Origin of the sequence: uncultured Aquimarina sp., assembly GCF_947495315.1 — a bacterium.
Lineage (GTDB): Bacteria > Bacteroidota > Bacteroidia > Flavobacteriales > Flavobacteriaceae > Aquimarina.
This window is the reverse complement of sequence record NZ_CANLYD010000004.1, coordinates 77,368-102,115: the sequence shown is the minus strand read 5'-3', so window position 1 is coordinate 102,115 and position 24,748 is coordinate 77,368. Positions and strand designations below refer to the sequence as shown.

Annotated in this window: 22 protein-coding genes, 1 pseudogene and 1 riboswitch; of the genes and pseudogenes, 6 read left to right on the top strand and 17 right to left on the bottom strand. The window is 32.5% G+C overall.

Translation table 11 applies throughout. The annotated features are described in order from the left end of the window. Window positions 1-23: 23 nt before the first annotated feature. The 5 genes from Q0910_RS08500 to porU form a co-directional block, all read right to left on the bottom strand. Window positions 24-1,271, bottom strand: coding sequence for a GTP-binding protein (locus Q0910_RS08500; protein ID WP_299214856.1), 1,248 nt, complete (start codon window positions 1,269-1,271; stop codon window positions 24-26). A 79-nt stretch (window positions 1,272-1,350) separates the two neighbouring features. Next, a complete protein-coding gene (gene cysD / locus Q0910_RS08495; protein ID WP_299214853.1) occupies window positions 1,351-2,289 on the bottom strand; it encodes a sulfate adenylyltransferase subunit CysD in 939 nt (312 codons plus the stop codon). Window positions 2,290-2,343: 54 nt separating this feature from the next. Then, window positions 2,344-2,970 (bottom strand): phosphoadenosine phosphosulfate reductase family protein, encoded by a 627-nt coding sequence (locus Q0910_RS08490; RefSeq protein WP_118458687.1) that lies wholly within the window; start codon window positions 2,968-2,970, stop codon window positions 2,344-2,346. 54 nt (window positions 2,971-3,024) lie between these two features. Then, a complete protein-coding gene (locus Q0910_RS08485) occupies window positions 3,025-3,291 on the bottom strand; it encodes a DUF2061 domain-containing protein (RefSeq protein WP_118458690.1) in 267 nt (88 codons plus the stop codon). Between the two features lie 175 nt (window positions 3,292-3,466). Next, window positions 3,467-6,661 carry a type IX secretion system sortase PorU gene (gene porU, locus Q0910_RS08480; RefSeq protein ID WP_299214847.1) on the bottom strand — a complete coding sequence of 1,065 codons (3,195 nt, stop codon included), beginning with the start codon at window positions 6,659-6,661 and terminating at the stop codon, window positions 3,467-3,469. 247 nt (window positions 6,662-6,908) lie between these two features. Here porU and Q0910_RS08475 point away from each other — a divergent pair, with 247 nt between their 5' ends. Further along, window positions 6,909-7,445 (top strand): hypothetical protein, encoded by a 537-nt coding sequence (locus Q0910_RS08475; RefSeq protein WP_299214844.1) that lies wholly within the window; start codon window positions 6,909-6,911, stop codon window positions 7,443-7,445. 54 nt (window positions 7,446-7,499) lie between these two features. On the opposite strand, the gene Q0910_RS08470 is transcribed toward Q0910_RS08475, so the two are convergent. The 5 genes from Q0910_RS08470 to Q0910_RS08455 form a co-directional block, all read right to left on the bottom strand. After that, complete coding sequence (locus Q0910_RS08470) at window positions 7,500-8,678, bottom strand: aminotransferase class I/II-fold pyridoxal phosphate-dependent enzyme (protein ID WP_299214841.1); 1,179 nt, start codon at window positions 8,676-8,678, stop codon at window positions 7,500-7,502. After that, window positions 8,675-9,100 (bottom strand): OsmC family protein, encoded by a 426-nt coding sequence (locus Q0910_RS08465; RefSeq protein WP_299214838.1) that lies wholly within the window; start codon window positions 9,098-9,100, stop codon window positions 8,675-8,677. Before Q0910_RS08465 ends, Q0910_RS08470 begins: the two co-directional genes overlap by 4 nt. A gap of 222 nt (window positions 9,101-9,322) precedes the next feature. Then, window positions 9,323-11,734: a bifunctional aspartate kinase/homoserine dehydrogenase I gene (thrA, locus tag Q0910_RS08460; RefSeq protein ID WP_366142651.1), complete on the bottom strand. Its 2,412-nt coding sequence runs from the start codon at window positions 11,732-11,734 to the stop codon at window positions 9,323-9,325. 12 nt (window positions 11,735-11,746) lie between these two features. Further along, the gene (locus tag Q0910_RS28645; RefSeq protein ID WP_366142650.1) at window positions 11,747-12,709 is read right to left on the bottom strand and encodes an alpha/beta fold hydrolase; all 963 of its coding nucleotides are present in this window, start codon (window positions 12,707-12,709) and stop codon (window positions 11,747-11,749) included. An 88-nt stretch (window positions 12,710-12,797) separates the two neighbouring features. Then, window positions 12,798-14,087, bottom strand: a complete 1,290-nt coding sequence (locus Q0910_RS08455; RefSeq protein WP_299214836.1) for an O-acetylhomoserine aminocarboxypropyltransferase/cysteine synthase family protein — start codon at window positions 14,085-14,087, stop codon at window positions 12,798-12,800. Between the two features lie 174 nt (window positions 14,088-14,261). Next, window positions 14,262-14,388, bottom strand: a riboswitch (SAM riboswitch). A 367-nt stretch (window positions 14,389-14,755) separates the two neighbouring features. On the opposite strand from Q0910_RS08455, the gene metK reads away from it, so the two are divergent. Both metK and Q0910_RS08445 read left to right on the top strand, forming a co-directional pair. Next, the gene (gene metK / locus Q0910_RS08450) at window positions 14,756-16,012 is read left to right on the top strand and encodes a methionine adenosyltransferase (protein ID WP_299214833.1); all 1,257 of its coding nucleotides are present in this window, start codon (window positions 14,756-14,758) and stop codon (window positions 16,010-16,012) included. Window positions 16,013-16,201: 189 nt separating this feature from the next. Beyond that, window positions 16,202-16,564 (top strand): hypothetical protein, encoded by a 363-nt coding sequence (locus tag Q0910_RS08445; protein WP_299214830.1) that lies wholly within the window; start codon window positions 16,202-16,204, stop codon window positions 16,562-16,564. A gap of 103 nt (window positions 16,565-16,667) precedes the next feature. On the opposite strand, the gene Q0910_RS28640 is transcribed toward Q0910_RS08445, so the two are convergent. Then, window positions 16,668-17,144: a GtrA family protein gene (locus tag Q0910_RS28640; protein ID WP_366142649.1), complete on the bottom strand. Its 477-nt coding sequence runs from the start codon at window positions 17,142-17,144 to the stop codon at window positions 16,668-16,670. 345 nt (window positions 17,145-17,489) lie between these two features. On the opposite strand from Q0910_RS28640, the gene Q0910_RS08440 reads away from it, so the two are divergent. Together Q0910_RS08440 and Q0910_RS08435 are read left to right on the top strand one after the other, a co-directional pair. Further along, on the top strand, window positions 17,490-17,828 hold the full coding sequence (locus Q0910_RS08440; RefSeq protein ID WP_299214827.1) for a hypothetical protein: 339 nt from the start codon (window positions 17,490-17,492) through the stop codon (window positions 17,826-17,828). A 143-nt stretch (window positions 17,829-17,971) separates the two neighbouring features. Further along, window positions 17,972-18,316: a hypothetical protein gene (locus Q0910_RS08435; protein WP_299214824.1), complete on the top strand. Its 345-nt coding sequence runs from the start codon at window positions 17,972-17,974 to the stop codon at window positions 18,314-18,316. Between the two features lie 18 nt (window positions 18,317-18,334). On the opposite strand, the gene Q0910_RS08430 is transcribed toward Q0910_RS08435, so the two are convergent. From Q0910_RS08430 to Q0910_RS08405, 6 genes are all read right to left on the bottom strand, one after another. Beyond that, complete coding sequence (locus Q0910_RS08430) at window positions 18,335-18,757, bottom strand: DoxX family protein (RefSeq protein ID WP_298541552.1); 423 nt, start codon at window positions 18,755-18,757, stop codon at window positions 18,335-18,337. Between the two features lie 77 nt (window positions 18,758-18,834). Then, on the bottom strand, window positions 18,835-19,347 hold the full coding sequence (locus Q0910_RS08425) for a DUF302 domain-containing protein (protein ID WP_299214820.1): 513 nt from the start codon (window positions 19,345-19,347) through the stop codon (window positions 18,835-18,837). 12 nt (window positions 19,348-19,359) lie between these two features. Continuing rightward, complete coding sequence (locus Q0910_RS08420) at window positions 19,360-19,899, bottom strand: hypothetical protein (RefSeq protein WP_299214817.1); 540 nt, start codon at window positions 19,897-19,899, stop codon at window positions 19,360-19,362. Window positions 19,900-20,050: 151 nt separating this feature from the next. Beyond that, window positions 20,051-22,789, bottom strand: a complete 2,739-nt coding sequence (locus tag Q0910_RS08415; RefSeq protein ID WP_299214815.1) for a TonB-dependent receptor — start codon at window positions 22,787-22,789, stop codon at window positions 20,051-20,053. A gap of 29 nt (window positions 22,790-22,818) precedes the next feature. Continuing rightward, window positions 22,819-23,700: a GLPGLI family protein gene (locus Q0910_RS08410; RefSeq protein ID WP_299214813.1), complete on the bottom strand. Its 882-nt coding sequence runs from the start codon at window positions 23,698-23,700 to the stop codon at window positions 22,819-22,821. Between the two features lie 163 nt (window positions 23,701-23,863). Next, the gene (locus Q0910_RS08405; RefSeq protein ID WP_299214811.1) at window positions 23,864-24,007 is read right to left on the bottom strand and encodes a hypothetical protein; all 144 of its coding nucleotides are present in this window, start codon (window positions 24,005-24,007) and stop codon (window positions 23,864-23,866) included. 48 nt (window positions 24,008-24,055) lie between these two features. On the opposite strand from Q0910_RS08405, the pseudogene Q0910_RS08400 reads away from it, so the two are divergent. Beyond that, a pseudogene (locus tag Q0910_RS08400) lies at window positions 24,056-24,735 on the top strand (response regulator transcription factor). The last annotated feature ends 13 nt before the right edge of the window (window positions 24,736-24,748 follow it).

Genomic DNA, 24,748 nt, shown 5'->3' with positions numbered 1-24,748 from the left:
TCTTCTTGGTTAAAGGTTTTTATCTACTCTATAAAACCTACTCCTGAAGTATTATTGGTTTGAGAATCTATTAATATAAATGACCCTGACGCTTTATTCTTACTATAAGAATCAATAGCCAAAGGTTTGCTTAATTGTATCTGAACCTTACCAATCTCATTAAGACCCAATGAATTCTTTGCAGTATCTTCTCCTGAAAAATCAGTAGTAATTGTTCCATTAACATTTTTAACTTTGGCCAAAATCCTACTGCTTCCACTCTGAATAAAATAATTAGTTCCAGGATTAAGATCTTTACCATCCATCCAACAAACAGTAGCTGTTAGCTGTTTTTCAACCCTAGGTTTTTCTGATGATTTTACAATCATATCACCTCGACTTACATTTACATCATCTTCTAATGTAATCGTGCAAGAACTACCTCTACCAGCTGTATCGAATTTCTCGTCAAAAAAGAATATCTCTTTAACTTTCGATGTTGTTAATGATGGTAAAACTGTCACCTCATCGCCTACAGAAAGATCACCGCCATATAGCTTACCTGCATATCCTCTAAAATCATGGAATTCATCTTTTTTAGGACGGATTACAGTTTGAACAGGGAAACGTACTTCTGCCTTTTCATATACATCCTGAGCATCTAATTCTTCTAAATGTTCTAACAACGTTTGACCTTTATACCAAGGAGTATTTTCGGATGCGTCCACTACGTTATCACCTTGTAACGCACTTACCGGAATAAAAGTTATGTTCTGCTCTTTGTAATCGCTTTTTGCTATTAATTTTTCAAAATCAGACTTAATTGCTTCATATGTTGATTGTGAAAAATCAACCAAATCCATTTTGTTAATAGCTACGATTACATCCTTTACTCTTAATAAATTATTAATAAAAAAGTGTCGATAGGTTTGTTCTATCACACCTTTTCTCGCGTCTACCAGAATGATCGAAGCCTGAGATGTAGACGCTCCGGTAACCATATTTCTGGTATATTCTATATGCCCAGGAGTATCTGCAATAATGTAACTTTTTGTCTTTGTAGAAAAGTAAATATGAGCTACATCAATAGTAATACCTTGTTCACGTTCTGCCACTAATCCATCTGTCGCTAATGAAAAATCTAAATAGTCAAACCCATTCGCTTTACTTCTAGTTTCGATTGCTTCTAATTTATCAGTGGTTAATGATTTTGTATCATATAAAATACGTCCAATCAAGGTACTTTTACCATCATCTACACTTCCTGCTGTTGCTATTTTTAATACGTCCATTTCTTTATAGTTGATTGTTAATGGTTGATCGTTGATGGAAAAAATCTATTAACCAACAACTGACAACTACCAACTTATTTTAAAAATATCCTTGTTGTTTTCTTTTTTCCATTGCGGCTTCAGATCTTTTATCATCAATTCGAGCTCCTCTTTCCGAAATTGTAGATTCTCTAATTTCTGCCACAACCTTATCGATTGTAATTGCATCAGAAAGTACGGCTGCGGTACATGACATATCTCCTACTGTACGGAATCTAACCAATCTTTCTTCTACCAATTCATCATCTTCTCTATGCACTACCTCATCTTCTGCGGACCAGATCATACCATCTCTAATAAATGTTTTGCGTTTATGTGCAAAATATATAGAAGGAATTTCGATTTCTTCTTTTTGAATATAACTCCAAACATCCAGTTCTGTCCAATTACTGATCGGAAATACACGAACATTCTGACCTAAATCGATCTTTCCATTTAAATGATCAAATAACTCTGGACGCTGATTTTTTTCATCCCATTGACCAAAATCATCTCTTACCGAAAATATACGTTCTTTTGCTCTTGCTTTTTCTTCATCTCTACGAGCTCCTCCAATAGCTGCGTCAAACTTAAATTCTTCTAATGCATCAAGAAGTGTAGTAGTCTGTAAACTATTGCGACTGGCGTACTTACCTTTTTCTTCAATCACTTTCCCTTGATCGATAGAATCCTGTACATTACGAACAATTAATTCTACACCAAGTTCTTTAACCAATCGATCTCTAAATTCAATAGTTTCTGGAAAATTATGTCCTGTATCTATATGTAGTAATGGAAAAGGAATTTTACCTGGATAAAATGCTTTTTGGGCTAATCTTACTAATGTTATAGAATCTTTACCTCCTGAAAAAAGTAAAACAGGTTTCTCAAATTGAGCAACAACTTCTCTAAAAATGTAAATCGCTTCACTTTCTAAAGGATTTACTTTTAGCACTTTTGCATTCACAACTTGTTCTTTTATTTGTTCAATTACTTCCATGTAATTTAGTCTTTTTTTTAATAATCTTTTGATCTAAATAAATAACAAATTAGTTTAATTCGTATGCAATCCACATTCTCTGTTTCCTAATACCTTTGTTGGATCAAAATACTTAAACTCATTTGGTAAATTATGTTTCTCTAAATACACATCTAATTCTGCATCACTGTAATAATAAAAAGGGCTTACCTTAAGCACTCCATCACTTCCTAAACTCAAAATATCCAAAGAATCTCTTAATGCAGTTTGTCCTTTTCTAAGATTTGTAAACCACACATCTGGTTTAAAATCCGACATTGCTCTTTTAAACGGCTCTAGTTTTACCTGCTCTGTAAATTCTTTATGTTTGGGATCTTCAATATCAGGAATTCCCATTACCACATCTCTATGAGCAGAAGTTTGCTTAGGCACATACAATTGTACATTAAGTTCTAATAAATCAATAACTTCCTCCGCATGTTTATACGTGTTAGGAGTATTATAACCCGAATCACACCAGATCACAGGAATATCGGATAGAGAACTAGCACAGACACTAAGAATTGCAGCTTCGTAAGGTCTAAAGTTTGTCGTTACGACAGGGCTTTTCGCATTTAAAATGGCCCATTGAGTAATCTCTAAAGGAGTTTTATCCTTTAGCGTATTATTTAAGTTCTCTATTTCCTTTCCTGTAAATTTCATTTTTAATATTTCTTTTTCTGTCCCTTATAGCACAGTCGAGAAGTCAAACCGCAATTATCTTCCCCATTTAATACGATTCCAAATTCTTTCGTGAAAGAAATAAAGAATCATTTTTGTAACAAAATCAATTGATGCTATCGAAGTAGCTAGTGCTATCTCGCCAGTTAAAACGTAAGAAACTATCAATGTATCCAATGTACCAACAATCCTCCAACTAACTGCCTTTGCTATACTACGCAATGGCTTCTCTGAAGTTCTATCAGTCTCGTACGATGTTTTCTTCGTAGCTACCTTATCTAATATCATTTGATCTACAATCATTTTTTTTCAAAAAAACCTATTACCCTATCGGAATACTAGGTTATTAAACAAATGTATATATAAAAATCTATTCATTAGTCCCAAATCTTTGAAAAAATTACTAGAAATGAAAGAATTATGATATTATTAATAAAAAGCCTAGTGATTTAGTAGATTATTATCGAAGTAAGCAATCTTATAAAGAATCTAATACCACAACCTCTATTTTTTTGGTACTGCTATTATTAAAAGTATCCCATACTTTAATTTCTAAAGTATGATGTCCTAGCGATAATGTATCTGATGTATAAGAAATTGATCCCTCTTTAAAACCATTCTCTTTATTCGTATAGAAATCATTTAGTATTACCTCTCGCTTTCCTTTTCCATCAATAATCATTTTCATTTGATGTCCAATTCCCATGGTGGAAACATTCATTCCATTCTCATCAGCAAGCTCAATTTTCAATTCCGGATTAGCTTTAATAATGTTAATCGCTTTCGATTTTTTACCATTTATAAATACTTTAACCTCTGGTCCTTTAGTATCAAGTGATGTTACATTTGATATTCCACCCAATAATACATTTTCATACGCACCAACCGCATCTTCCAAAATATTATTCTTTTTAGCATATAAACTTATCTTACAATTACCTATTGACATATTTATATCTTTTGGAATCATGAATTCAGCATCAAACACTCCTTTTTTTATATCAAAATCTCCATTATATATTATTACGTCTTGATCTTTATATTCTAGTTGTATAAGATTTCCTTTCCTATTTTTAATTTTATTATTCCCTAATGTTTTTTTACTGTTTTTTTTATCAAAAATCTTGATAAAAACTTCTCCATTATAATCCTTTTTAATCTTTCCAAAAGCATCTACTAGATGTCCAGATATTCTAATCTTATCTAAGGCTTTTATCGTATCTCTAAACTTTTGGAGTGGAATACCATTAATTTTAGTAATATGAACACCAGGTCGAGGCATCTGAAGCGACATTGCAGGATCTCCAATAAAAAAAACGCTTCTTTTATCTTGATACCTTAATTTGTTTTTAAGCTTTAAGACGGTTTCTGCCGGTTTCAAGTAAGGCCCATTTTCTGAAAAAAGAGTTTTCATTATTTCATTATTTATGTTAACTCCTGCATTCATAAATATTTCTCTAGTTGTTGCAATAATCGCTATAGCACCTCCATTTGGGTTTCTAAAAACATGTTCTCCAATAGAAATATCAAAAGGGTTATCAAATCGAGTTGCCAGACAGGTAACCGTAATCAACAATGGTAGTTTATCTTTATTTTTAAGATTGATAGCATCCTTTTTGGTAAAGAAAAACTCAGTACCGAAACCTTCTTCTTCTGCGTGTCCAAAATAATCTAACACAGCAACACCTTTTTCTATTTTCTTTATTAGCGTTTTGGTTACGTTTGGGTATTGCTCGCCGTTGGATGTTGATTTTTGAATATATGCATCACTATATACTTTAGAAATATTTAAAAAAGGATATTTTTTAACTAAAGAGTCTCCTACACTATTCAAATTTCTTTGAATACCTTGTTCCCAAACTTTATCTACATCATCTGATAATAGGAGAACATTATTTCTCCAATCTCCAAAAGAATTTTTCTTATAGTATCTAATAGTTTTATCAACTACATCATTTGCCATTACATCCGTATCAACCAATATTCGTCCAAATACAATATCAAGATCATCCGTTGATTTCATTTCACCTTCTTCTGGATCCATCATTCCAAAAAAGTCATCACACACATAGGATCTCGTATTAGAAAAACTCTCATAACTCATAAAACTTGGAATTATACTTTTCTTGTAGGTATTTAATAAAGATTTATCTTTGAGTATATCCTTGTAATCGACTGTAGCATTTCCCATAAAACATACATAAGAAAGCTTTTTGTTATCATGTGAAGCGTTTTCATACACATACCTAATAAAATTACGAATTGCACCTATATCCTGTTTCGCACTGCTAAACTCGTTGTAGATTTTCTGCACAGGAACTACTTTAACATTCATCTTGTTTCGTGTTCTATGAAAATCTGCCAATCGTTCAGCAGCAGTTAACATATCATTTTCAGTAATAATAAGATAATCAATGTTTTTAAAATTATTTTCTTCATCAAGAAAAATAGTCCCTTTCAGATTTTGATTCTCTACAATACTCTCTAACGGTTTTAAGGGTTCATAATAATCCGAAGTAGTGACCGTAACAAACTTTCTTTTAGTATCTAATTGCGTTTTGAAAGAAAACTTACTGGAAAAAGATGTGTTTTCGAAAACCTTCACTACTTCTGGATTTGTTACATCCCACACTTCAGAGATTTTCTTAGCTTTTTTCAATTGTATTTCTCCAATTTCGTGTTTAGAATTAGTGTTCGGAATCGTAAATTTTAATTGTTTATCTGATCCTACCAAGGATCTTTCTGCAGAAACCCGTATATAATCCAGGTAACTTTCCCCCAGTGCTTTACCCTCTACTTCGTATTGCAAACCTATCTGAATAGCATCATCATAGATTTTGTTATTTTTTTCTAAACTCCCTTCTATTGCTATTAATCGATCTGATGCAGGTCTAAATTTAATCTCTCCAGCTTCTTTTTGGTTCAAACTAATTTTAAGTTTTGATGGTTTATTGGATTTAGCTACTGCCATAATTTTATATGTAATAGCTGTTGCATCTACTTTATTAGGAAAATGAAATGAAAATTGTTTTTCTTCATTATTTTTAATTTGATCTCCTAACCATCTTCTCCCCATCATCCCGAGATTGTATTGATCCATTTCGTAAAACTGATCCTCTTTAAATGTGGTAATAATTGTATCCGCTTTTTTGTCAAAGGATTCTGAATTGATTATTCTTCTTCCTCTCTTTCCAGATGTGGTGATAAAATAATATGATTTATCATCGTATAGATTAATATGGGTTTTACTATCTGAATTGTATCCCTTCGTACTTTGACCGTAAAAAAGGATATAGCCGCCTTCTGATAACGTACCGTTTTCTCCTCTCACTACTTTTATAGCATTTTCCCTTAGATCAAACTCGGTATTTTTACTATTCTTAAGAGGTAGCATGTGTCCTCCATTTCCGTAAATTTTAATTGTTGCAGGATCTGTTGTAGCGACATCAATCCCTAAATCGGATAAAAATTCTGGAGTAAGCTTATATATTCCTGTTTTCTCTATATAAAATTTGTACCAGTTGCCAGTTGCCAATACAGAGTGAGATAAAGGAATCTTTTTTACAATTTGCCTAGTTGTGTCCTTTCCTTTTTCAGGAATAAACTGTTGTTGATTTCCATAAAAAGAAGCACTCAACAAAGCAACAAAACATAATAAAACACTTCTTTTCATAAAAACAAAATGATAAAATAAATATACATTTTATATTTCATGAATCGTACCATTCTTATTTCCTAAGAAAAGATATGATTTATAAATGCGATCATTATTTTTCAATTTTCAAAAACCATCCTTTTCGGGTGGGAAAATTAATGATAGATAATTTTACTTTTGCGTCTGGCTAAAATTTAATTCATATACTTTCTATATTTGAATTTTACCATTCAGATAAATTTATAAATCGATTAATTATTTTGTTATGAAAAAACTTACTCTGCTTTTATTTCTAACCTCTACTACCCTATTCCTTTCCTGCGGAAGTGATGACAACGATCCTTCTATAGGGATTGATGAAACTCAAATTACAGGAGACTGGAAATTAGAGGCATTCAGATTGGATAATGGTCAGACTTTTGTTGAATCTGAAGGAACTCGTGTTCTATTTTCTGAATTCTCTTCATTTGGAAAAGATTTTAATACGATTGTTACTTTTTCTGAAAACCCTCGAACTTTTACAAGTGATGGAGGATACACTACCGTTCTTACAGATACAGTTCTTGGTCAGGAAACCACTACTCAAGAAATTCCTACTCCTGGTTTCGCAGCTTCTGGAGAATGGAAAATTGAAAACGGGAATCTAATTCTAAATGCTCAAGGAACTGAAGAATCTTTTAAAATTTCTGGTTTGAATTCTCAAACTCTTTTACTTGAGAAAGCGCTAAATGAATCCATTCCTTTTTCAGGATTTACACAGGTTTCAACAGGTATGACTTTTTTTACATTTACAAAACAATAGACTTTCTAAAGGTTTTTAATAAAAAGGGGAGAAAAATTTTTCTCCCCTTTTTTACTATATAACTTCCAACGCCTGCGCTATATCTGCAATAATATCGTCAATATGTTCCAACCCGACAGAACATCTTACCATTCCATCTGTAATACCAACAGCCAATTTATCTTCAGTAGCTAATTTACTGTGCGTGGTAGATGCCGGATGAGTAACGATAGTTCTGGTATCTCCTAGATTCGCAGAAAGTGAGCACATTTTGATACTATCAAAAAATGTCTTTCCTCCTTTTACTCCGTTTTTAACTTCGAAAGCCACAATATTACCCCCTAGTTTCATTTGTTTGTTAGCTACTTCATATTGTGGGTGTGATTTAAGAAAAGGATATTTCACCCAATTCACTTTAGAATGTTCTTCTAAAAACTCGGCTAATTTTAAGGCATTTTCGCAATGTCTATCCACTCTTACTGCCAATGTCTCCAAACTTTTTGACAATACCCAAGCATTGAACGGTGATAAAGCAGGTCCGGTATTTCGAGAAAACAAATAAATCTCTCTAATCAATTCCTTTTTCCCTACAGTTACTCCCCCTAATACACGCCCTTGTCCATCAATCAATTTCGTAGCTGAATGAATTACTAAATCTGCACCAAATTTTATAGGGTTTTGTAAATATGGTGTTGCAAAACAATTATCAATAATCAATAACAGCTTATGTTTTTTCGCAATCTTACCTAGCAACTCCAGATCTAATACATCTACTCCTGGGTTTGTAGGAGATTCTGCATAAATGATTTTGGTATTAGCCTGGATTAGGTTTTCTACTTTATCAACCTCATTAACTGGAAAATAACTTGTTTCTATATTCCATTTAGGAAAGTATTTGGTAAATAACGAATGTGTAGAACCGAATACGGATCTTGCAGAAACTATATGATCTCCTGCATCTAGTAATGCTGCAAATGTAGAAAATACCGCAGCCATTCCTGTTGCAAAGGCATAGCCGTCTTCTGCTCCTTCTAATTTGCAGATTTTACCCACAAACTCGGTGGTATTGGGGTTACTAAAACGACTATACAAGTTGCGATCTTTCTCTTCGGCAAAGGCTGCTCTCATTTCTTCAGAATCTTCAAAAACAAATCCTGACGTTAGATACATTGGCGTAGAATGCTCTAAAAATTGAGTTTTCTCTGTCTGAGTTCTTACAGCTTGTGTTTCAAAATTGTGGCTTTTTAAGCTCATACTTCTTCGTTATTAACTACTACTTTATATTTGATCGTTGCAGTTGGCTCTAATGTTTTTGATACAGAGCAATATTTTTCGAATGATAATTGCGCTGCTCTTTTTGCCTTTTCTGGAGCTATCTCTCCTTCTAAGTACACAGTTACAGAAATCTCTTTAAATGGTTTCGCTCCATCAATTTCTATTCTTGACCCATCTACTTCGGCTCTATAATCTGTAATTTCCTGTCTTTGTTTTTTTAATATAGAAATCACATCGATAGCACTACAACCCGCAACCCCCATCAATACATATTCCATAGGACTTGGTGCTAAATCGTGACCTCCAACTTCGGCCTTACTATCTATATGGGTTATGTGTCCTCTTTCGTTTTTTAGTTCGAAATGATAATCGCTATCTATTCTTTTTAACTCTATTTTCATTGTATCTGTTTTATTTATGTTATTTGGGCGTTACCCTTCGACAACACTTCGACAAGCTCAGTGTAACATCTCAGGATTGGGCTTTCTGCTATATCTTTTTATTTGGAATACTTCGAGAACCTCAGTCTGCCAAATAAAAAGGATACCGCGTCAAATGTTTTACATTCACGATTTCTTAAATCAATAAAAAAACAATGAGTAATCCCTAACGCAATTAATTTTCTATCCTTTTTCAGTTAATCTTAATATATCTCCAAAGACTCCTCTAGCAGTTACCGCTGCTCCAGCTCCAGCTCCCTGAATTACTATCGGTTGATCTCCGTATGATTCCGTATAAATTTCAAATATTGAGTCGGATCCTTTTACCTGTCCTAACGCACTACTTTCTGGAACAGATACGAGTTTGACATCCAAAATACCTTTTTCTTTGAATAAATCTCCATGTAAATCTCCAATATATCGCAGTACATGCTTAGGTTCTTGTTCATCTTTTATTTTTTGGTATACAGCATCTAATTTTTTTAATTTTTGTAAAAACTCATTAGCATCTCCTTCCCTCAAATTCTCAGGAATCAAATTATGGATATTAATATCTGCAAATTCATTACTAAGATCTAGTTCCCGAGCTAAAATCAGCAATTTCCTCCCAACATCATTTCCACATAAATCCTCTCGAGGGTCAGGCTCGGTAAAACCTTTATCGATAGCTTCTTGCAGAACTTCACTAAATTGTCTTTCTTCTTCTGAAAAAGTGTTAAACAAATAGCTTAATGATCCGGAAAAAACACCTTTAATTCTTGTAATATTTTCACCGGATAAATGCAAAAGCTTGATCGTATCTATTAGCGGCAATCCAGCACCTACATTTGTTTCATAAAAATATTGTTTTTGATGTTCCTCTAACTTTGCTCGAAGTTCTTTGTAGAAATCAAAACTTAATGTATTTGCCACCTTATTTGATGAAACCAGATCAAATCCATTTTCCACCAAAGTGATATAATTACCTACAAATACTTCACTAGCTGTGTTATCAATCGCAATTAAATTTTCTAAATGATGCTCATCTGCAAACTTAACGAGATCTCCTATTTTATAGGGACTTCCTTCTTTTATATCCGATTGCCAGTTAGCATCGATTCCATTTTTACTCAAAAGTATTTTTTTGGAATTTGCTACAGCAAAAATATTTAAGTCAATCTTTTTCCTTTTTTCGATCTTTTTTGCAGATTTCAAAATCTGATCAATCAACGTTCCACCTACCAATCCATGTCCAAATACTGCGATATTGATTTTTTTTGCGACACCAAAAATTTCACCATGAATAACATTCAGTGCTTTATGAAGTTGATTTTTGTAAACGACTAGACTTACATTCTTACCAGAAATAGTATTATTAAAAAGCAAAGGAATTACCTGATTCTTAATCAATGCATTATATGGGCGATGAAAAGTACTTAGATCTTGTCCGATAATTGAAATTACAGAGACGTCGTTTTCTACTGTGATTGTATTTACATCTCGTTTATAAAAATCCGTCTCGAACTCTTGTTCCAAAACTTTTTTAGCTTCTATTGCTTTATCCGCTTCTACAACTAATCCTATGCCTCTCTCCGAAGAGCCTTGAGAAATTATACTTACGCTTATATTTTTATAGGCTAATGCTTTAAAAATCCTTGCATCTACTCCTACTTTTCCTAACAAACCTCTTCCTTCTAAGTTGATTAAAGAAACGTTTTCTAAAACCGAAAGGGATTTAATTCCTTTCTCATTGTTTTCTACAGTAATTAAAGTTCCTTTGTTTTTATGATCAAAAGTATTTAAAATACGTAAAGGAATATTCTTTTCTATCAGCGGAATAATGGTCTTAGCATGAAGAATATTAGCTCCAAAATAAGCCAGTTCATTAGCTTCTACGAAAGATAGCTTTTCTATCTTTTTCGCATCAGGCACCAAATCAGGATTTGCAGTATAAATACCACTTACATGGGTGAAATTTTGTAATTCTTCTGCGTCCAAATAATTTGCCAATAAGGCGGCTGTATAATTGCTACCATTTCTACCAAGTGTTGTTGTTTCATTATTCATATTAGAAGCTATGAATCCTGTCACCACATTTACTGTTGTTCCATTATACTTTTTAAAGTGATCAACTACATTTTTTTTAGATAATTTATCCAAAGGTTCGGCCTCACCAAACTTGCCATCAGTTTTGATTAATTCTCTACTATCTGTAAAATTAGCATTCACTCCTTTTTCTTTAAGAATATGCGTAAGTAGTTTCGCAGAAATCACTTCTCCATGCGACAATACCTGATCTTTTATTCTCTTGCTATAATCTCCTAACAGGGACACTCCTTCAAAAAGTTTATCTAACGTTTTGAACTCATCGTCTACATTAAAATTCGAATAACCCGCTACTTGATATTGTTTAAATACTTCTAATTGTTTCTGATAACTTTCGCTTTTAACGGCTTTATTTAAAATGGCTTCTAATTCATCTGTTGATTTCCCTCTTGCAGACAGCACCACTGTAATCAATTCACCATTATTAACTTTATCTTCTATTATATCAACCACTTTATGAATTCCTTCACCATTAGACAGTGATTTTCCTCCAAATTTTAAAACCTTCATCTTTATATTATTTTAAAATACATCTGCCAATAACCTACTGAGTTGGTCAAATTCTATTAAAAATGCGTCATGTCCGTGAACGGAATCTATAATTTGATGCGTCACATTTTGTTTTACCTCTCTTAACTCTTTAAAAGTGATTTCATCTTCTGCTGCAGTAAAAAAGCCATCAGAATTCACGCTAATGATATGAATATTGGATTTGATTGTAGCTGCAATATCTTTAAAACTATCTCTTCCTTCTGTTATATCAATGTTTGCTAATATGTAATTCAATTCTTTATATGCAGAAAGCGTAAATCGTTCATCTAGTTTATTTCCGTGATGGAATAACCAACTTTCTACATTGTACATATTTCTTTCATTATTATAACTTCTATCAAATTTTTGTCTAAATGACTCTGGAGATCTATAGATAAGCATCGCATGTAATCTAGCATCGTGGACAGGGTTATCAGAATTTAATAAAATCTGTTCTTGTACCAAGCAATTTGCTTTTAACCAATCAGTAGATTTCCAATCTGTAGCTACAGGAATTAAATGATCAATCAAACCGGGCCTTATAGCAGCGAGTTCCCAGGCAATTCCGCCACCAACAGATCCTCCAATAACAGCATGGAGATTATCAATATCCAATTGTTCCAATCCCTTCGCAAAAATCATAGCGACATCTCTGGCGTTAAAAAGTTTATAATTAGAAATTAAATTCTCTTCTTCACCATCATAACCATTACCTGGAATATTAAATGACAATACCGTATACTTATCTGTATCTATACATTTTCCACTTCCTATCAAACCGTTCCACCATCCTTGATCTCCACAAACTTTAGAATTACCTGTCAATGCGTGATTCACCAAAACTACTGGAGCCTTATGTAAAGGTTTCCCAAACACTTCATAAAACAAAGGGATTTGATCAATCCTTTTTCCTTTAGAGGTAATGAAATCAGATATTTGAACTTGTTGGAGCATATTTTACGTTAACTTCAAAAAGAGTACAACCAACCCTTTTACTAACTTGCAGTTAAAGGGCCAGAAACTCAATTCTGATAAATTATTTCTATTTTACTTTTTCGGCTACTTTAGTAAATGCGCTTTTCAGATCTGTTTTTAAATCTTCTACATCTTCTAATCCAACTGAAAGCCTTATCAAATCCTGAGTTACCCCAGTTGATTCTTGTTGTTCAGGATTTAACTGTTGATGCGTAGTACTAGCAGGATGGATAATCAAAGATTTAGAATCTCCGATATTTGCTAGTAAAGAAAATATTTTGGTTTCATTTGCTACCGTTTTAGCAGAATCGAAACCTCCTTTTATTCCAAAAGTTATGATACCACTTTGGCCTTTAGGAAGATATTCTTTTGCCAATTTATTATAAGGATCGCTTTCTAATCCGGGATATTTTACCCAAGTAACATCATCCTGTTCCTGTAACCATTTCGCTAACGCTAGTGCATTTTCACTATGCTTTTTAATTCTAATTTCTAAGGTTTCCAATCCTTGTATAATCTGAAATGCATTAAAAGGACTTAAGGCTGCTCCGTGATCGCGTAATCCTTCTATTCGCGCCTTAGCAATAAATGCTGCGGCACCTAAAGCATCATGATATACTAACCCGTGATAACCAGCTGACGGTTCCGTAAATTCAGGAAATTTACCGCTTGACCAATCAAAAGTTCCTGCATCAATGATCACACCTCCAAGAGAAGTTCCATTTCCACTAATATATTTTGTTAGCGAGTGAATTACAATATTAGCTCCGTGTTCTATTGGATTTAATAAAGCAGGTGTCGCTACAGTATTATCAACTATAAGAGGAACTTTATAAGCTTTAGCTTGAGTAGAAATAGCTTTTAGATCTAATACATCTAGCTTTGGATTACCAAGTGACTCTACAAAAAACACTCTGGTATTCTCCTGTACGGCACTTTTAAAATTCTCGGCATCCGATGGATCCACAAAAGTTGTCGTGATTCCAAATCTTGGGAGTGTAACATTTAAAAGGTTATATGTTCCACCATACAAACTACTAGAAGCAACAATATGATCACCAGCTTTTAGCAATGTTAATAATGTGGTATTAATTGCTGCCGTACCTGATGCAGTTACCACCGCCGCAATTCCACCTTCCAAGGCCGCCAAACGTTGTTCCAGAATATCATTAGTAGGATTGTTTAATCTCGTATAGATAAACCCAGATTCTGATAAATTAAACAAATTAGCAGCGTGATCAGCATCATTAAAAACATAGGATGTGGTTTGATAAATAGGAACAGCTCTTGTTCCTCCATTAGTTTTCACGTCATGACCTGCGTGTAAAGCTTCTGTTGCAAATTTTTGTGCACTCATAATTTTCTATTTTTTTTTAGATTCCAGCCTACGCTGGAATGACAATTGATTGAAATTCTGAGAAAAATTCTCAGAAAATTATTTCATAATCAAATACATCAAACACCGTTTAGTGTGTGGTTATAGAAAATTAAAAAGAAAGGAAACGACAGTTACAAGAATTGTAATTGTATCGAGTTATCTTCTTCGTCAATGACGAATAGAATTTAGCACCTTCTTTAAAATCCTGATATGCATCAGAACATATAAAGGGTTGCTAAGGTTTCATAGGGTCTATTCCCTCCACCTTTCTTAATAACTTACTAATATGTATAAGAAACTTCGAAGCAAAGCTAGTAATTATTTTTAAACTTGAAACAATTTGTTTTAAAAATTATACGTATCGAAAAAAACACCCTCAAAAAGAAATTTTCATTGGAAGAAAATTAATGATACGTTAAATCCTTTCGAGTATTATCATTTTTTTTACCTTTGCCGAATTATTAAAAGGGATAGATTTGACTGATTGCAACCCTAAAGAGCTGAAAATGGTAGTATTCATAAGTGAATACTGGATCGATTCAGTAAATAAATGCTAAAGCAGTTCGATACAATACTATTCTAATCGAAAGCTTCTTTATTGCAATCTCGTCATATTTATATAGTTTATTCTATAAAAACAAAAAAGAATGGCATATTTATTTACTTCGGAAAGTGTATCTGAAGGACATCCGGATAAAGTAGCAGATCAAATTAGTGATGCTTTATTAGATAACTTTTTAGCTTTTGATAAAGATTCAAAAGTAGCTTGTGAAACTTTGGTAACCACTGGTCAAGTAGTACTTGCTGGAGAGGTTAAATCCAAAACGTATCTTGATGTACAGCAAATTGCAAGAGAAGTAATTAACGAAATTGGCTACACGAAAGGAGCTTACCAGTTTAGTGGAGATTCTTGTGGAGTAATTTCTCTTATTCACGAACAATCTCAAGACATCAACCAAGGTGTAGATAGAGAAACTAAAGAAGAGCAAGGTGCCGGTGATCAAGGAATGATGTTTGGCTACGCTACCAAGGAGACCGAAAACTATATGCCTCTAGCATTAGATATTTCTCATAAGATTCTTATTGAATTGGCTAAACTAAGAAGAGAAGGAACTGAAATCCCTTATTTACGTCCGGATTCTAAAAGTCAGGTAACTATAGAATATAGTGATGATAATGTACCGCAGCGTATTGTAGCTATTGTAGTATCTACACAACATGATGATTTTGATATTGATGATGATGTTATGCTAGCAAAAATCAAAAATGATATCGTTTCCATATTAATACCTAGAGTAGTTTCTCAATTACCTAAATATGTACGAGATTTATTTAATGATCAAATAACGTATCACATTAATCCTACCGGTAAATTTGTAATTGGCGGACCACACGGAGATACCGGTCTTACTGGACGTAAAATTATTGTGGACACCTATGGTGGTAAAGGAGCTCACGGTGGTGGAGCATTCTCAGGAAAAGATCCTAGTAAAGTAGACCGTTCTGCCGCTTATGCGTCTAGACATATAGCCAAAAACCTAGTTGCTGCAGGTGTAGCAAGTGAGGCGTTGGTACAGGTATCTTATGCCATCGGAGTAGTAGAACCAACTTCAATTTTTGTTGATACCTATGGTACAAGTAACTTAGAGATTACTGATGGAGAAATTGCAGAAGAAGTAGCGAAAATCTTTGATATGCGACCAGCTGCAATTGAAGAACGTCTTAAGTTACGTAATCCTATTTATAAAGAAACTGCAGCTTATGGACATATGGGAAAAGAATCAAAAATAGTAACAAAAGTTTTTGAAAGCCCATACTCTGGTAGAGTAGAAAAAGAAGTAGAATTATTTACCTGGGAAAAACTGGATTATGTAGATCAGGTAAAAAAGGCTTTTAAAATCTAATTTTATCATTAATTTGATGTAAATTTGTAGACTCCAATACTTTATAGTATTTATTTGATAATAAAACTAATTTTATTGCTAAATCAGATACTATATGAAGACCTACGAATACTAAATTGTTAAAGTGACTATTATTCTAAACGAATATCTTTAGCACAAATGATTAAATTATCAAAAAAAAGTATTGAAATGAGATTAAAAATTGGAATCGCCTTCATATTGTTTTGTATCTGTAGTGTATCCTTTGGACAAGATTACAAGAACAATACTAAATCCCTCAAAGAAGTTGATATCAAAATAGAGGAAGGGCAATACAGTGCAGATGATTCTGTATCCGCAGACAGATTAATAATTGAAAGTCCTGAAAATGCTGATTTAAATCAGGACTATACTTCTTGTACTGATGAAGAATGGGCAGACATTAAAAAACAAATCCTAAACAATAAAAAAAGAGTTGTAGAAAGTAATGAAATTTTTGTTTCTAAAATCATAGATACAATTTTTGTTACTACTCCTAGCTTCGATAAAAAGTCACAATTATCTGGTTGGTAAAATAAACACTGATTTTTTTATATAAATAAAACCAAGACTGTCTTTACTGGCAGTCTTTTTTTATAGCTAATAAATCGTATTTCTTAGTTTTAGGTAATATCTGCTATTTTTTTTCAGTTCTAAAGCTAAATTTATTTTGTAGAATATAACTATAAATAACCGTTATAATTATAGTTATAAGCCTAGATGGGGTCGGGTAAAATTTCAAAAAATCAACTAAAAACTTCATTGCACAATAGCTTAATAAAATTGCGCCTATTCCAATAATAGAATATCTGAACAACTGAACTCTTCCTGATAAGTTTGAATTTTGAAAAGTAATATATCTACTTAACATAAAACCTGTTAAAAATGTAATCGGAAAGACAAAAAATAAAGATGCTATATGCGGACTCAGAACGAAAAAACTCATATCTACATCCTGTTTTGAGAAAATAAAATTGTAAAAAATGAAATATAAAATAGTATCAAAAACTAAATTACTCCCTCCACAAACCCCATATCTATATGTTTTCAATGGAACGAACCTTTGAAATAAAAAATAAAAACTGTCAATAATCCGGATAATAATCTTATTCATAAAATCAAAGATGCAAAATTAGTTAAGTCATACACAACCGAAAGAAAAATGATAATTACTTCGAGAAACTACCTTCAATACCAAGTATGACATCGTAACAGTTAAGTGATAACTCAAAGGTTCTTATATATTACTATGGTCCAAAGATTTTATGATAAAAAAGCTATAAAATAACGTAAAAACGTCGATGGCTTATTGAAATTTTGCTCTGCTACGGGACATAAATATAACGTTAAGGGGATAATTCTTAAAAAAAAGGGTTGTTTTCCCTCTAGCAATACCATTATAAACACATTAAATTAGCACCTGAAGATCAAACAGTTATATATAAAAAAAAAAAGAACTATGAAATTAAAAATGATAATGATGATAGCTTTGATATGGATTGGTCAAAGCACATTCGGACAAGTTAGTGAAACTAAAAACAGTAATTCTGAAAACCTAAAGGAGGAAAATATTAAAGACACTCTTATTAAACCGGTTTCCGAACAAGACATATCTTATAACAATACTAATGAGGCATTTTATAGCGAAAGGGAGTGGAAAAAAGTTAAAAGGCAAATTCGAAGAAGTAAAAAAAGAATTACAAGTAATAAGGATGGGATTCATAGCTCAAAGGTCATTGACACTATTTACTTAGAGATAAAAATTCCTAAAACCAATTCACAAATTACCGATTGGTAAAAGCATTAGAAAGGCTTGTCTAAGTTTTTTATATTAGAGTGATATCTAGTTTAAGATTTTGAAAAAAATCAGAAAAGATTGATAATTACACACTATATCGGCGTAATTTTTGATATCTATTAAAAAATATAAAATACTTCATTATGAAAACTGACAGTTACACTAAGGCTATCTTAACCATTATTGCCGTTTGTTTAAGTATTATTGTTTTAAAAGACATAAACATTATACCAAAAGCATATGCAAATAATACTACAACCTCATCCAATTACGGAATAGTGCCTATTAACGATGATGGGACAATAACGGTTAAACTTGATACCTCTGACGAAATTGATGTGAATATAAAAGGCATCAATACCTACGATTTACTCAAGGTAGATATCAATAAAGTAAGTACCAGTGATGAACTGAATATAAACATTGACGAAATAGGCGGTAGCTATGTATCAAGCGGAGGCCCGATCAAAGTTAAAATACAGAATTAATTTTCTAAGCTATTCTTTTTATTGTTGCATTTTTAGATAATAGTCAACAGAATGTTTTCCAGAACCGTAAAACATAAAGAATACGCATAGCAGAAATACAACACTGGCAACAATCAAATTAGCTATGTGCATCTCGCCTACAAAATTGATAATGATCGCTCCGATCAAAAGAGGTAATTGGGCAGCAACAGACCATCGAGTCAATAAACCGAAAGCAATTAGAATACCTCCCATTAAATGGGCGGGAGCAACATAATGAATTACGATCATTCCTCCTGCGAGGTTTTGAACCGGTTTTAGTAAATCTACTAATATTTGGCTATTACTAATGAAATTTATTCCTTTTAAAAATAAAAACACACCTAAAGCAATTCTAAGAAGGTCTAATGGGTAATACGTATGAGCATTAGCCCATTTATTTAATGATTTTATAGTTGGCATAATGTAAAAAGATATTGATTAGACAACTATAAGATACTGATTTTTAATGTAATAAAAAAAAATTATAGTATCATCAGTTATAATCCTGATGCAACAGAAGTAATTTTGTCTAAAGCGGCACTTATCTTAAGTAATATCTCTTGTACATTCTTTATTTCATGACGTTGTTGCAAATATTTTGGATCATTATATGAAATCCTAACGGTATTCTGATCATCTTGCCACACTAATATTTTCTGAGGAAGATCTAACCCTGTAGTTTGTGCATTTTGCATTAAAGGAGTTCCTAAATTAGGATTGCCAAACATAACAATCTTTGTTGGATTTAGCTTTAACCCAACAGAAGCTGCATTTGCTTGATGATCTAATTGGGCTATTATTTTCAAATTAGGATTGCTTTTAATTACTTTAACAAGCGTGCTATATGTTTCGTCAAAGCTTTTAGTACTTTCTTTAGTTATGATTCCTTGTTTTGTTGCAATTTCCATACGTTCTAATATATTTTGTTCTGCTTTAGACGTGTCATTAACAAATTGATTACAGGAAATTAAATTTAAAGTAAATAAGAAACTAAAAATCAATCTTTTCATTTGAAATAAATTTTAGTACAACACTTGACTATCATTTTTTTCATAGCTACAATCATTCCTATTGACATACCAGATTACTTTTACATCATCACTATAATCATCGCTTTTATTTACATCAGAATGATCTAGATAAACTTGGGTCATTTCTCCTGTTGTTCCTAAAACCGAATGCCAATAATGTGTTTTAACAAGGTTTATATGATTTCTTTCTCTAGATGGAGCTTGCCCCATAATTCTTGACAATTGAGCATATACATGTCCTTTATTAATTGTTAAAAATTGTGCATCAGCTGTGTGTTCAACAGCAAAAACACCTGTTAAACCGTCTTTCTTGTATTCACTATATTGTCCCCATCCAACTCGTATTTCACATCCCTGACGAACAGCTTTTTTAAGATTATCAATATCACCTGATAGTGCATTTCCTTCATCGTCATTACTATAAATAATCTGCCATCCTTTTGAATCATTTGTGGAGTTTTTACTTTGTTTTTCTTTACTACAAGAACTCCATAAAACTACTAATAGAAATATTGCTAAATTTCTAACCATTCAGTTACTTTTTATAATAAAGATAGTCGAAAACCAAAACAAATTCTAATTTCAAATAACATTAACGTGTCGTCAAACCTTACTAAAATATGTTAAATGAGTGTTTCCTAAAGATTTTAAAAGATTACAATCAATTTTCAACATCTTACTATTATAGATTATACTTTATAGTTAATATCCAGAATCGTGGTTGTACCACATAACTAGAAGTACTATTGAATAGTTCATTAAAACTATCCCTGTTTATACTTTCGGTATCCAAAAGATTCGTGACCGAAAAATTATATTCCCATTTACTGTCCGGTTTTTGATAGAATACTTCTGCATCCCAAAAACTATACTCATTCAATGTGGTATTAGTATCACTATAGTTATAATAGCTATAAGAAGATTTTAATAAAAAACCTTTCGCAAATGCCCAGTCTAATCTTGCAAAAGGCCGGCTAGTATAAAAAGTGCTTTCCGCACCATTATTATCGTAATCATTAACCGAAATGCTATATCCTAAGTCGAAATTTGGACCCTTTTTAAAATTCATGGACCATTCTGTTTGGTACGTTTGTGTAAGACTTATACTCTCACTTGGCAACGTATTTACAATGTTATTAAAACTAGACCAACTAACATTGGCGTTTAGATTTCCTTTAATCTTACCAAAAGTTCTTGTAAAATTTCCGCTAGCTGTAAGTACTTGATCTGCAAGATTAGAATTAATTGGAGTATTTACTCTATTTATACCAGATACAACACTTGTATTCTTAATAGGATTCCGTCTATTCGTATAATTCAATCTAGCAAAAATATTAGTATAATTAAACATATTAAAACTAAAATAGTTTAATGAATAATTATCATACAAAGCATTCTCCAAGCTTCTATTCCCTTCAGATAATGAGTTGTAATTACTAAATACATATCCTTCTGCCAAACTATTTACATCCGTATAATTAGCTGTGATTGAATAATTAAAACGTAAACTCTCGCTTTTTTTAAACTGAACCAAAGCAAAAAAATCCGGTAATACTTGCCACTCATTTTGACTAACTGTAGTTCCTAGTTGTTCATCCTTAAGACTATAATTATGAACGCTAACTCCAGGATTAAATGTAAAAATTCCTGTGATAAACTTATAGTGTACTCCTGCATAAATATCATTAAAATTGTAAGTCACATCATTATTAAACTCATCTGCTTCAAAATCGTTTTGACTTCCATTATCTAAAATCTGAAAAATATCAGAATCAAATTTCTGAGTACTTAATGTAGACCCAACTGTGAAATTTAGATTGCTTTTTTTACTTAAAACATAGTAATAATCAAGTGTTGCATCCAATTTACTAGTTTTTACATTTTTTTGTTGGTTGATATTGTATCTATCTGACTCCTCTAATGGATCATAAGTATCTAAACCGGGATCATCTGGATCCGTAATTTGAGTAAAAACTCCCCTAAAAGGAATTTCGGACCTAATAGCATTATAAAACGGATCTTCTTCCTGAAATAGATGTTGGGCTTCAAAAGCAAAAATGTTTTTTGAATTAAGAGTATAATAAGCATTTAAATTCTGTTGTACAGAAAAGGGATTATTTTCAAGTCTTTCATTGATGTCTTCAGAAATATCATCTCTTTCAGAAATAAAAACATCTTCTTCCTCTTGTTTTGAGAGCTTTCCGAAAACATCATAATCTAACCTAAAATTATTATTTGGTCTATAACTTGCACTTAATTTTAATAATCCTAATTTGCTTCGCTGCTCTGTATTATCAAAAGTTTCCTCTATTGTATTATCTGTAGGATCTGGTGTATCATCAATATAGGTTCTTCGGGTAGTAGTGATCAAATCTGTTTTGGTATCACTAACAATTCCATATCCGCTAATATCTAGTTTTTCGCTAGCAGACAAACTAAAATTAGCTGCTCCAAACTTTGTATTAATTTCATTAGCACGATTGTTCTGTAATACCGCAAAAGCCAGATCATCGGTCGTGATATTAAAGGATGTTCCTCCTCTTTCTAAATTTCTAAAACCACCAGTAAAGTTGAAATAATCTCTTCTGGTAAAAGGCACCTCTCCTATATCATTAAAATCTGTTAAAATATTGAGACTGTATTTAGGGCTGTAATAAAATAATTTAGGTTTTACTAAATACCGTTCAGTCTCGCCAACTCCTGCACCAGCTGTGATCTCTCCAAACCAAAAGTTCTTTTTTCCTTCTTTTAGTTTAATATTAATTGCAACTTGATCTTGAGTATTTCGTAAACCACGCATCTGCCCAACATCTTCGTAATTCCTTAGCACTTCTACTTTATCTAATGCATCTGCCGGAATATTTTTAGTAGCAAGCTTAGAATCACCATCAAAAAAGTCTTTCCCCTCTACCATAACTTTAGAAACCGTTTTGCCTTCTACTTCAATCTCTCCATCATCGTTTACTTCTATTCCAGGCAGTTTTTCTAATACATCACCTAACTTTTTTTCATTACCATTGGTAAATGAATCCGTATTATAGACTAGTGTATCCCCTTTAACTACCACTGGCATCTCATATACTATTTCTACTTCATCAAGGCTATCTGCCTTAGACATCATTTCGAAATTAGCTGTAACATCTTGAGTAGTTACCGCTATAGTTTCATCATTGGTAGAGAGTCCAATAAAACTAACCTTAAGTATATATGTCTCATTTACCGGTACTGATAATTTATATTTCCCCATATCATTAGTAATACCATATGCCGTCATAGCATTGTCCGCTTTTTTATAAGCGATAACATTCGCCATTTCTAATGGATTGCCTAATGAGTCTTTTACAAATCCAGTGATCTGAACCTTTTGTGCAGACATAGTGATCCCCACCAATAATATGGTATACAGTATTTTTTGCTTCATTTTTTTGATTAACTTATTTAAAAGAATTCTTAGTTTCTGCGTCCCCCACCTATGCTCCCTCTTCCTCTTCGTTGTGTACTAAATTGTTCAATCATTTCTTTTACTTTCTTTTTGGTGATTTCATCAAATTCAGCTTGTGAGACTTTTTTCCCTTTTGTTGGTGGTTTGATTTCTTCTTTTTCTTCAGCATTCAAAACTATTTTATTACACAGTAATGTAGTTTTACCTTCCTGAACTTCTAAAATTAAACCAGGTAATCCCCAATAGGATCCTGGGCCTTGATTAACCGGAATTTCTGTTGTATACCAAGCAATTACCTCAATTTCATTTGGCATTTCTGACTCGTCCGGAGTGTTTTCGGTACTTGCCTGATCAACATTGCTTTTTTCTCTTTGATCTCTCTGTTGTCTTGCCTTTCTTCTCATCGCTCGCCAATCCATTATCTCACTTACTTTTTTAGTGGTCGTTGCCTTGAAACACGTATAATTTCCAATTTTCTTAGTTTCATTGACCAAAGTCCAGTTGTATGACACCAATGAGTCTTTAATCAAAAAGTTTTTTCCATAAAACTCTCGTTGATCATAGTACTCAGCCGTTTTAATATTTTTATAAGAGTTATTGGATGTTATTCCAGAAAGCATTGCTCCTCTTCTACCTCCTTCTTCAGTTATCTCTAGTTTTGCTTCCTCTTTATAGGTCGCAGCGCTTTTATCAAAAGTGAGTATGAATGTTCTCTCCAAAGCAGATTTCATCCGATCAGCTATGGCTTTTTTCTGTTCTTCAGACATTTGTCGTCTACCAAAATCCATATCCATTCCAGTTTTACTGAAATAATAAGCTTTCCCCTGAAAATCTTGTGCGTTCGCTAATGAGGTTACAAGAATAGTAACCAAGGTAAATATAGTCTTCATATTAGGCAGTTTTACCATATTTAGACTCTAGCATTAGCATACGGTTTAATGGAAATAAGTTAATTATATCCTAAAAAATAGCTTCTGATTGTATGCTGGTTATCTCAATATAAGACTGCCCTATATATGTTTCCTATAACGTTTTTTGATTGATTTTTGATAATTATCCTCCTATTCTTATCTGCATACTATTTCCATCATCGCGGTTTGGTCTTCTATCCTGTATTTCTTGCATTTTTTTACGCATAATTTCTTCGAATTTAGTTTCATTTATGACTTCACCTTTAGTAGGCTCTATAATCTCCACCTTTTTCTTGAGATTCAGTACTATTTTATTTCAAAATCACTTTACCCAATGGATAAAATCATTGAAATAGTATTGGCTGAGGATGAACCTACATTAGGGCAAATTATCAAAGAAAGTTTAGAAACAAGAAACTTTAAAGTACATCTTGCACAAAACGGCGAAGAAGCTCTTGCTCTATACAAATCCGTTAGTCCAAAACTATTGGTACTGGATGTGATGATGCCTAAAAAAGATGGATTTACATTGGCTAAAGAAATCCGATTAGAAGACGATACGATTCCTATTATATTTCTCACTGCTAAATCACAGACACAGGATGTTGTGGAAGGTTTTACCATTGGAGGTAATGATTATCTCAAAAAGCCTTTTAGTATGGAAGAGCTTATCGTTAGGATCAACAATCTACTACATAGAACTAAAACGCAACAAAATTCTGAAACACTTGTAATTGGTAAATACACCTTTGATTTCCCAAAACAAATCCTTAATTATCAAGATGAATGTCATCAACTCACCCATAGAGAAGCACATTTGTTATTTCATTTAGTAAAAAACAAAAACCAAGTATTAGATCGTTCTATGATTCTCAAAAAACTTTGGGGAGATGATGATTTCTTTAATGGCAGAAGTATGGATGTATTTATTACCAAACTCAGAAAAAATTAAAACAAGACGATTCTATTCAGATTATTAATGTTAGAGGGTTTGGGTATAAATTAGTTTGTTAGAAATGGCCTTATT

Coding starts and splice junctions, on each gene's coding strand:
- Q0910_RS08500 (WP_299214856.1), bottom strand. CDS start 1,271: ATGGACGTATTAAAAATAGCAACAGCAGGAAGTGTAGATGATGGTAAA.
- cysD (WP_299214853.1), bottom strand. CDS start 2,289: ATGGAAGTAATTGAACAAATAAAAGAACAAGTTGTGAATGCAAAAGTG.
- Q0910_RS08490 (WP_118458687.1), bottom strand. CDS start 2,970: ATGAAATTTACAGGAAAGGAAATAGAGAACTTAAATAATACGCTAAAG.
- Q0910_RS08485 (WP_118458690.1), bottom strand. CDS start 3,291: ATGATTGTAGATCAAATGATATTAGATAAGGTAGCTACGAAGAAAACA.
- porU (WP_299214847.1), bottom strand. CDS start 6,661: ATGAAAAGAAGTGTTTTATTATGTTTTGTTGCTTTGTTGAGTGCTTCT.
- Q0910_RS08475 (WP_299214844.1), top strand. CDS start 6,909: ATGAAAAAACTTACTCTGCTTTTATTTCTAACCTCTACTACCCTATTC.
- Q0910_RS08470 (WP_299214841.1), bottom strand. CDS start 8,678: ATGAGCTTAAAAAGCCACAATTTTGAAACACAAGCTGTAAGAACTCAG.
- Q0910_RS08465 (WP_299214838.1), bottom strand. CDS start 9,100: ATGAAAATAGAGTTAAAAAGAATAGATAGCGATTATCATTTCGAACTA.
- thrA (WP_366142651.1), bottom strand. CDS start 11,734: ATGAAGGTTTTAAAATTTGGAGGAAAATCACTGTCTAATGGTGAAGGA.
- Q0910_RS28645 (WP_366142650.1), bottom strand. CDS start 12,709: ATGCTCCAACAAGTTCAAATATCTGATTTCATTACCTCTAAAGGAAAA.
- Q0910_RS08455 (WP_299214836.1), bottom strand. CDS start 14,087: ATGAGTGCACAAAAATTTGCAACAGAAGCTTTACACGCAGGTCATGAC.
- metK (WP_299214833.1), top strand. CDS start 14,756: ATGGCATATTTATTTACTTCGGAAAGTGTATCTGAAGGACATCCGGAT.
- Q0910_RS08445 (WP_299214830.1), top strand. CDS start 16,202: ATGAGATTAAAAATTGGAATCGCCTTCATATTGTTTTGTATCTGTAGT.
- Q0910_RS28640 (WP_366142649.1), bottom strand. CDS start 17,144: ATGAATAAGATTATTATCCGGATTATTGACAGTTTTTATTTTTTATTT.
- Q0910_RS08440 (WP_299214827.1), top strand. CDS start 17,490: ATGAAATTAAAAATGATAATGATGATAGCTTTGATATGGATTGGTCAA.
- Q0910_RS08435 (WP_299214824.1), top strand. CDS start 17,972: ATGAAAACTGACAGTTACACTAAGGCTATCTTAACCATTATTGCCGTT.
- Q0910_RS08430 (WP_298541552.1), bottom strand. CDS start 18,757: ATGCCAACTATAAAATCATTAAATAAATGGGCTAATGCTCATACGTAT.
- Q0910_RS08425 (WP_299214820.1), bottom strand. CDS start 19,347: ATGAAAAGATTGATTTTTAGTTTCTTATTTACTTTAAATTTAATTTCC.
- Q0910_RS08420 (WP_299214817.1), bottom strand. CDS start 19,899: ATGGTTAGAAATTTAGCAATATTTCTATTAGTAGTTTTATGGAGTTCT.
- Q0910_RS08415 (WP_299214815.1), bottom strand. CDS start 22,789: ATGAAGCAAAAAATACTGTATACCATATTATTGGTGGGGATCACTATG.
- Q0910_RS08410 (WP_299214813.1), bottom strand. CDS start 23,700: ATGAAGACTATATTTACCTTGGTTACTATTCTTGTAACCTCATTAGCG.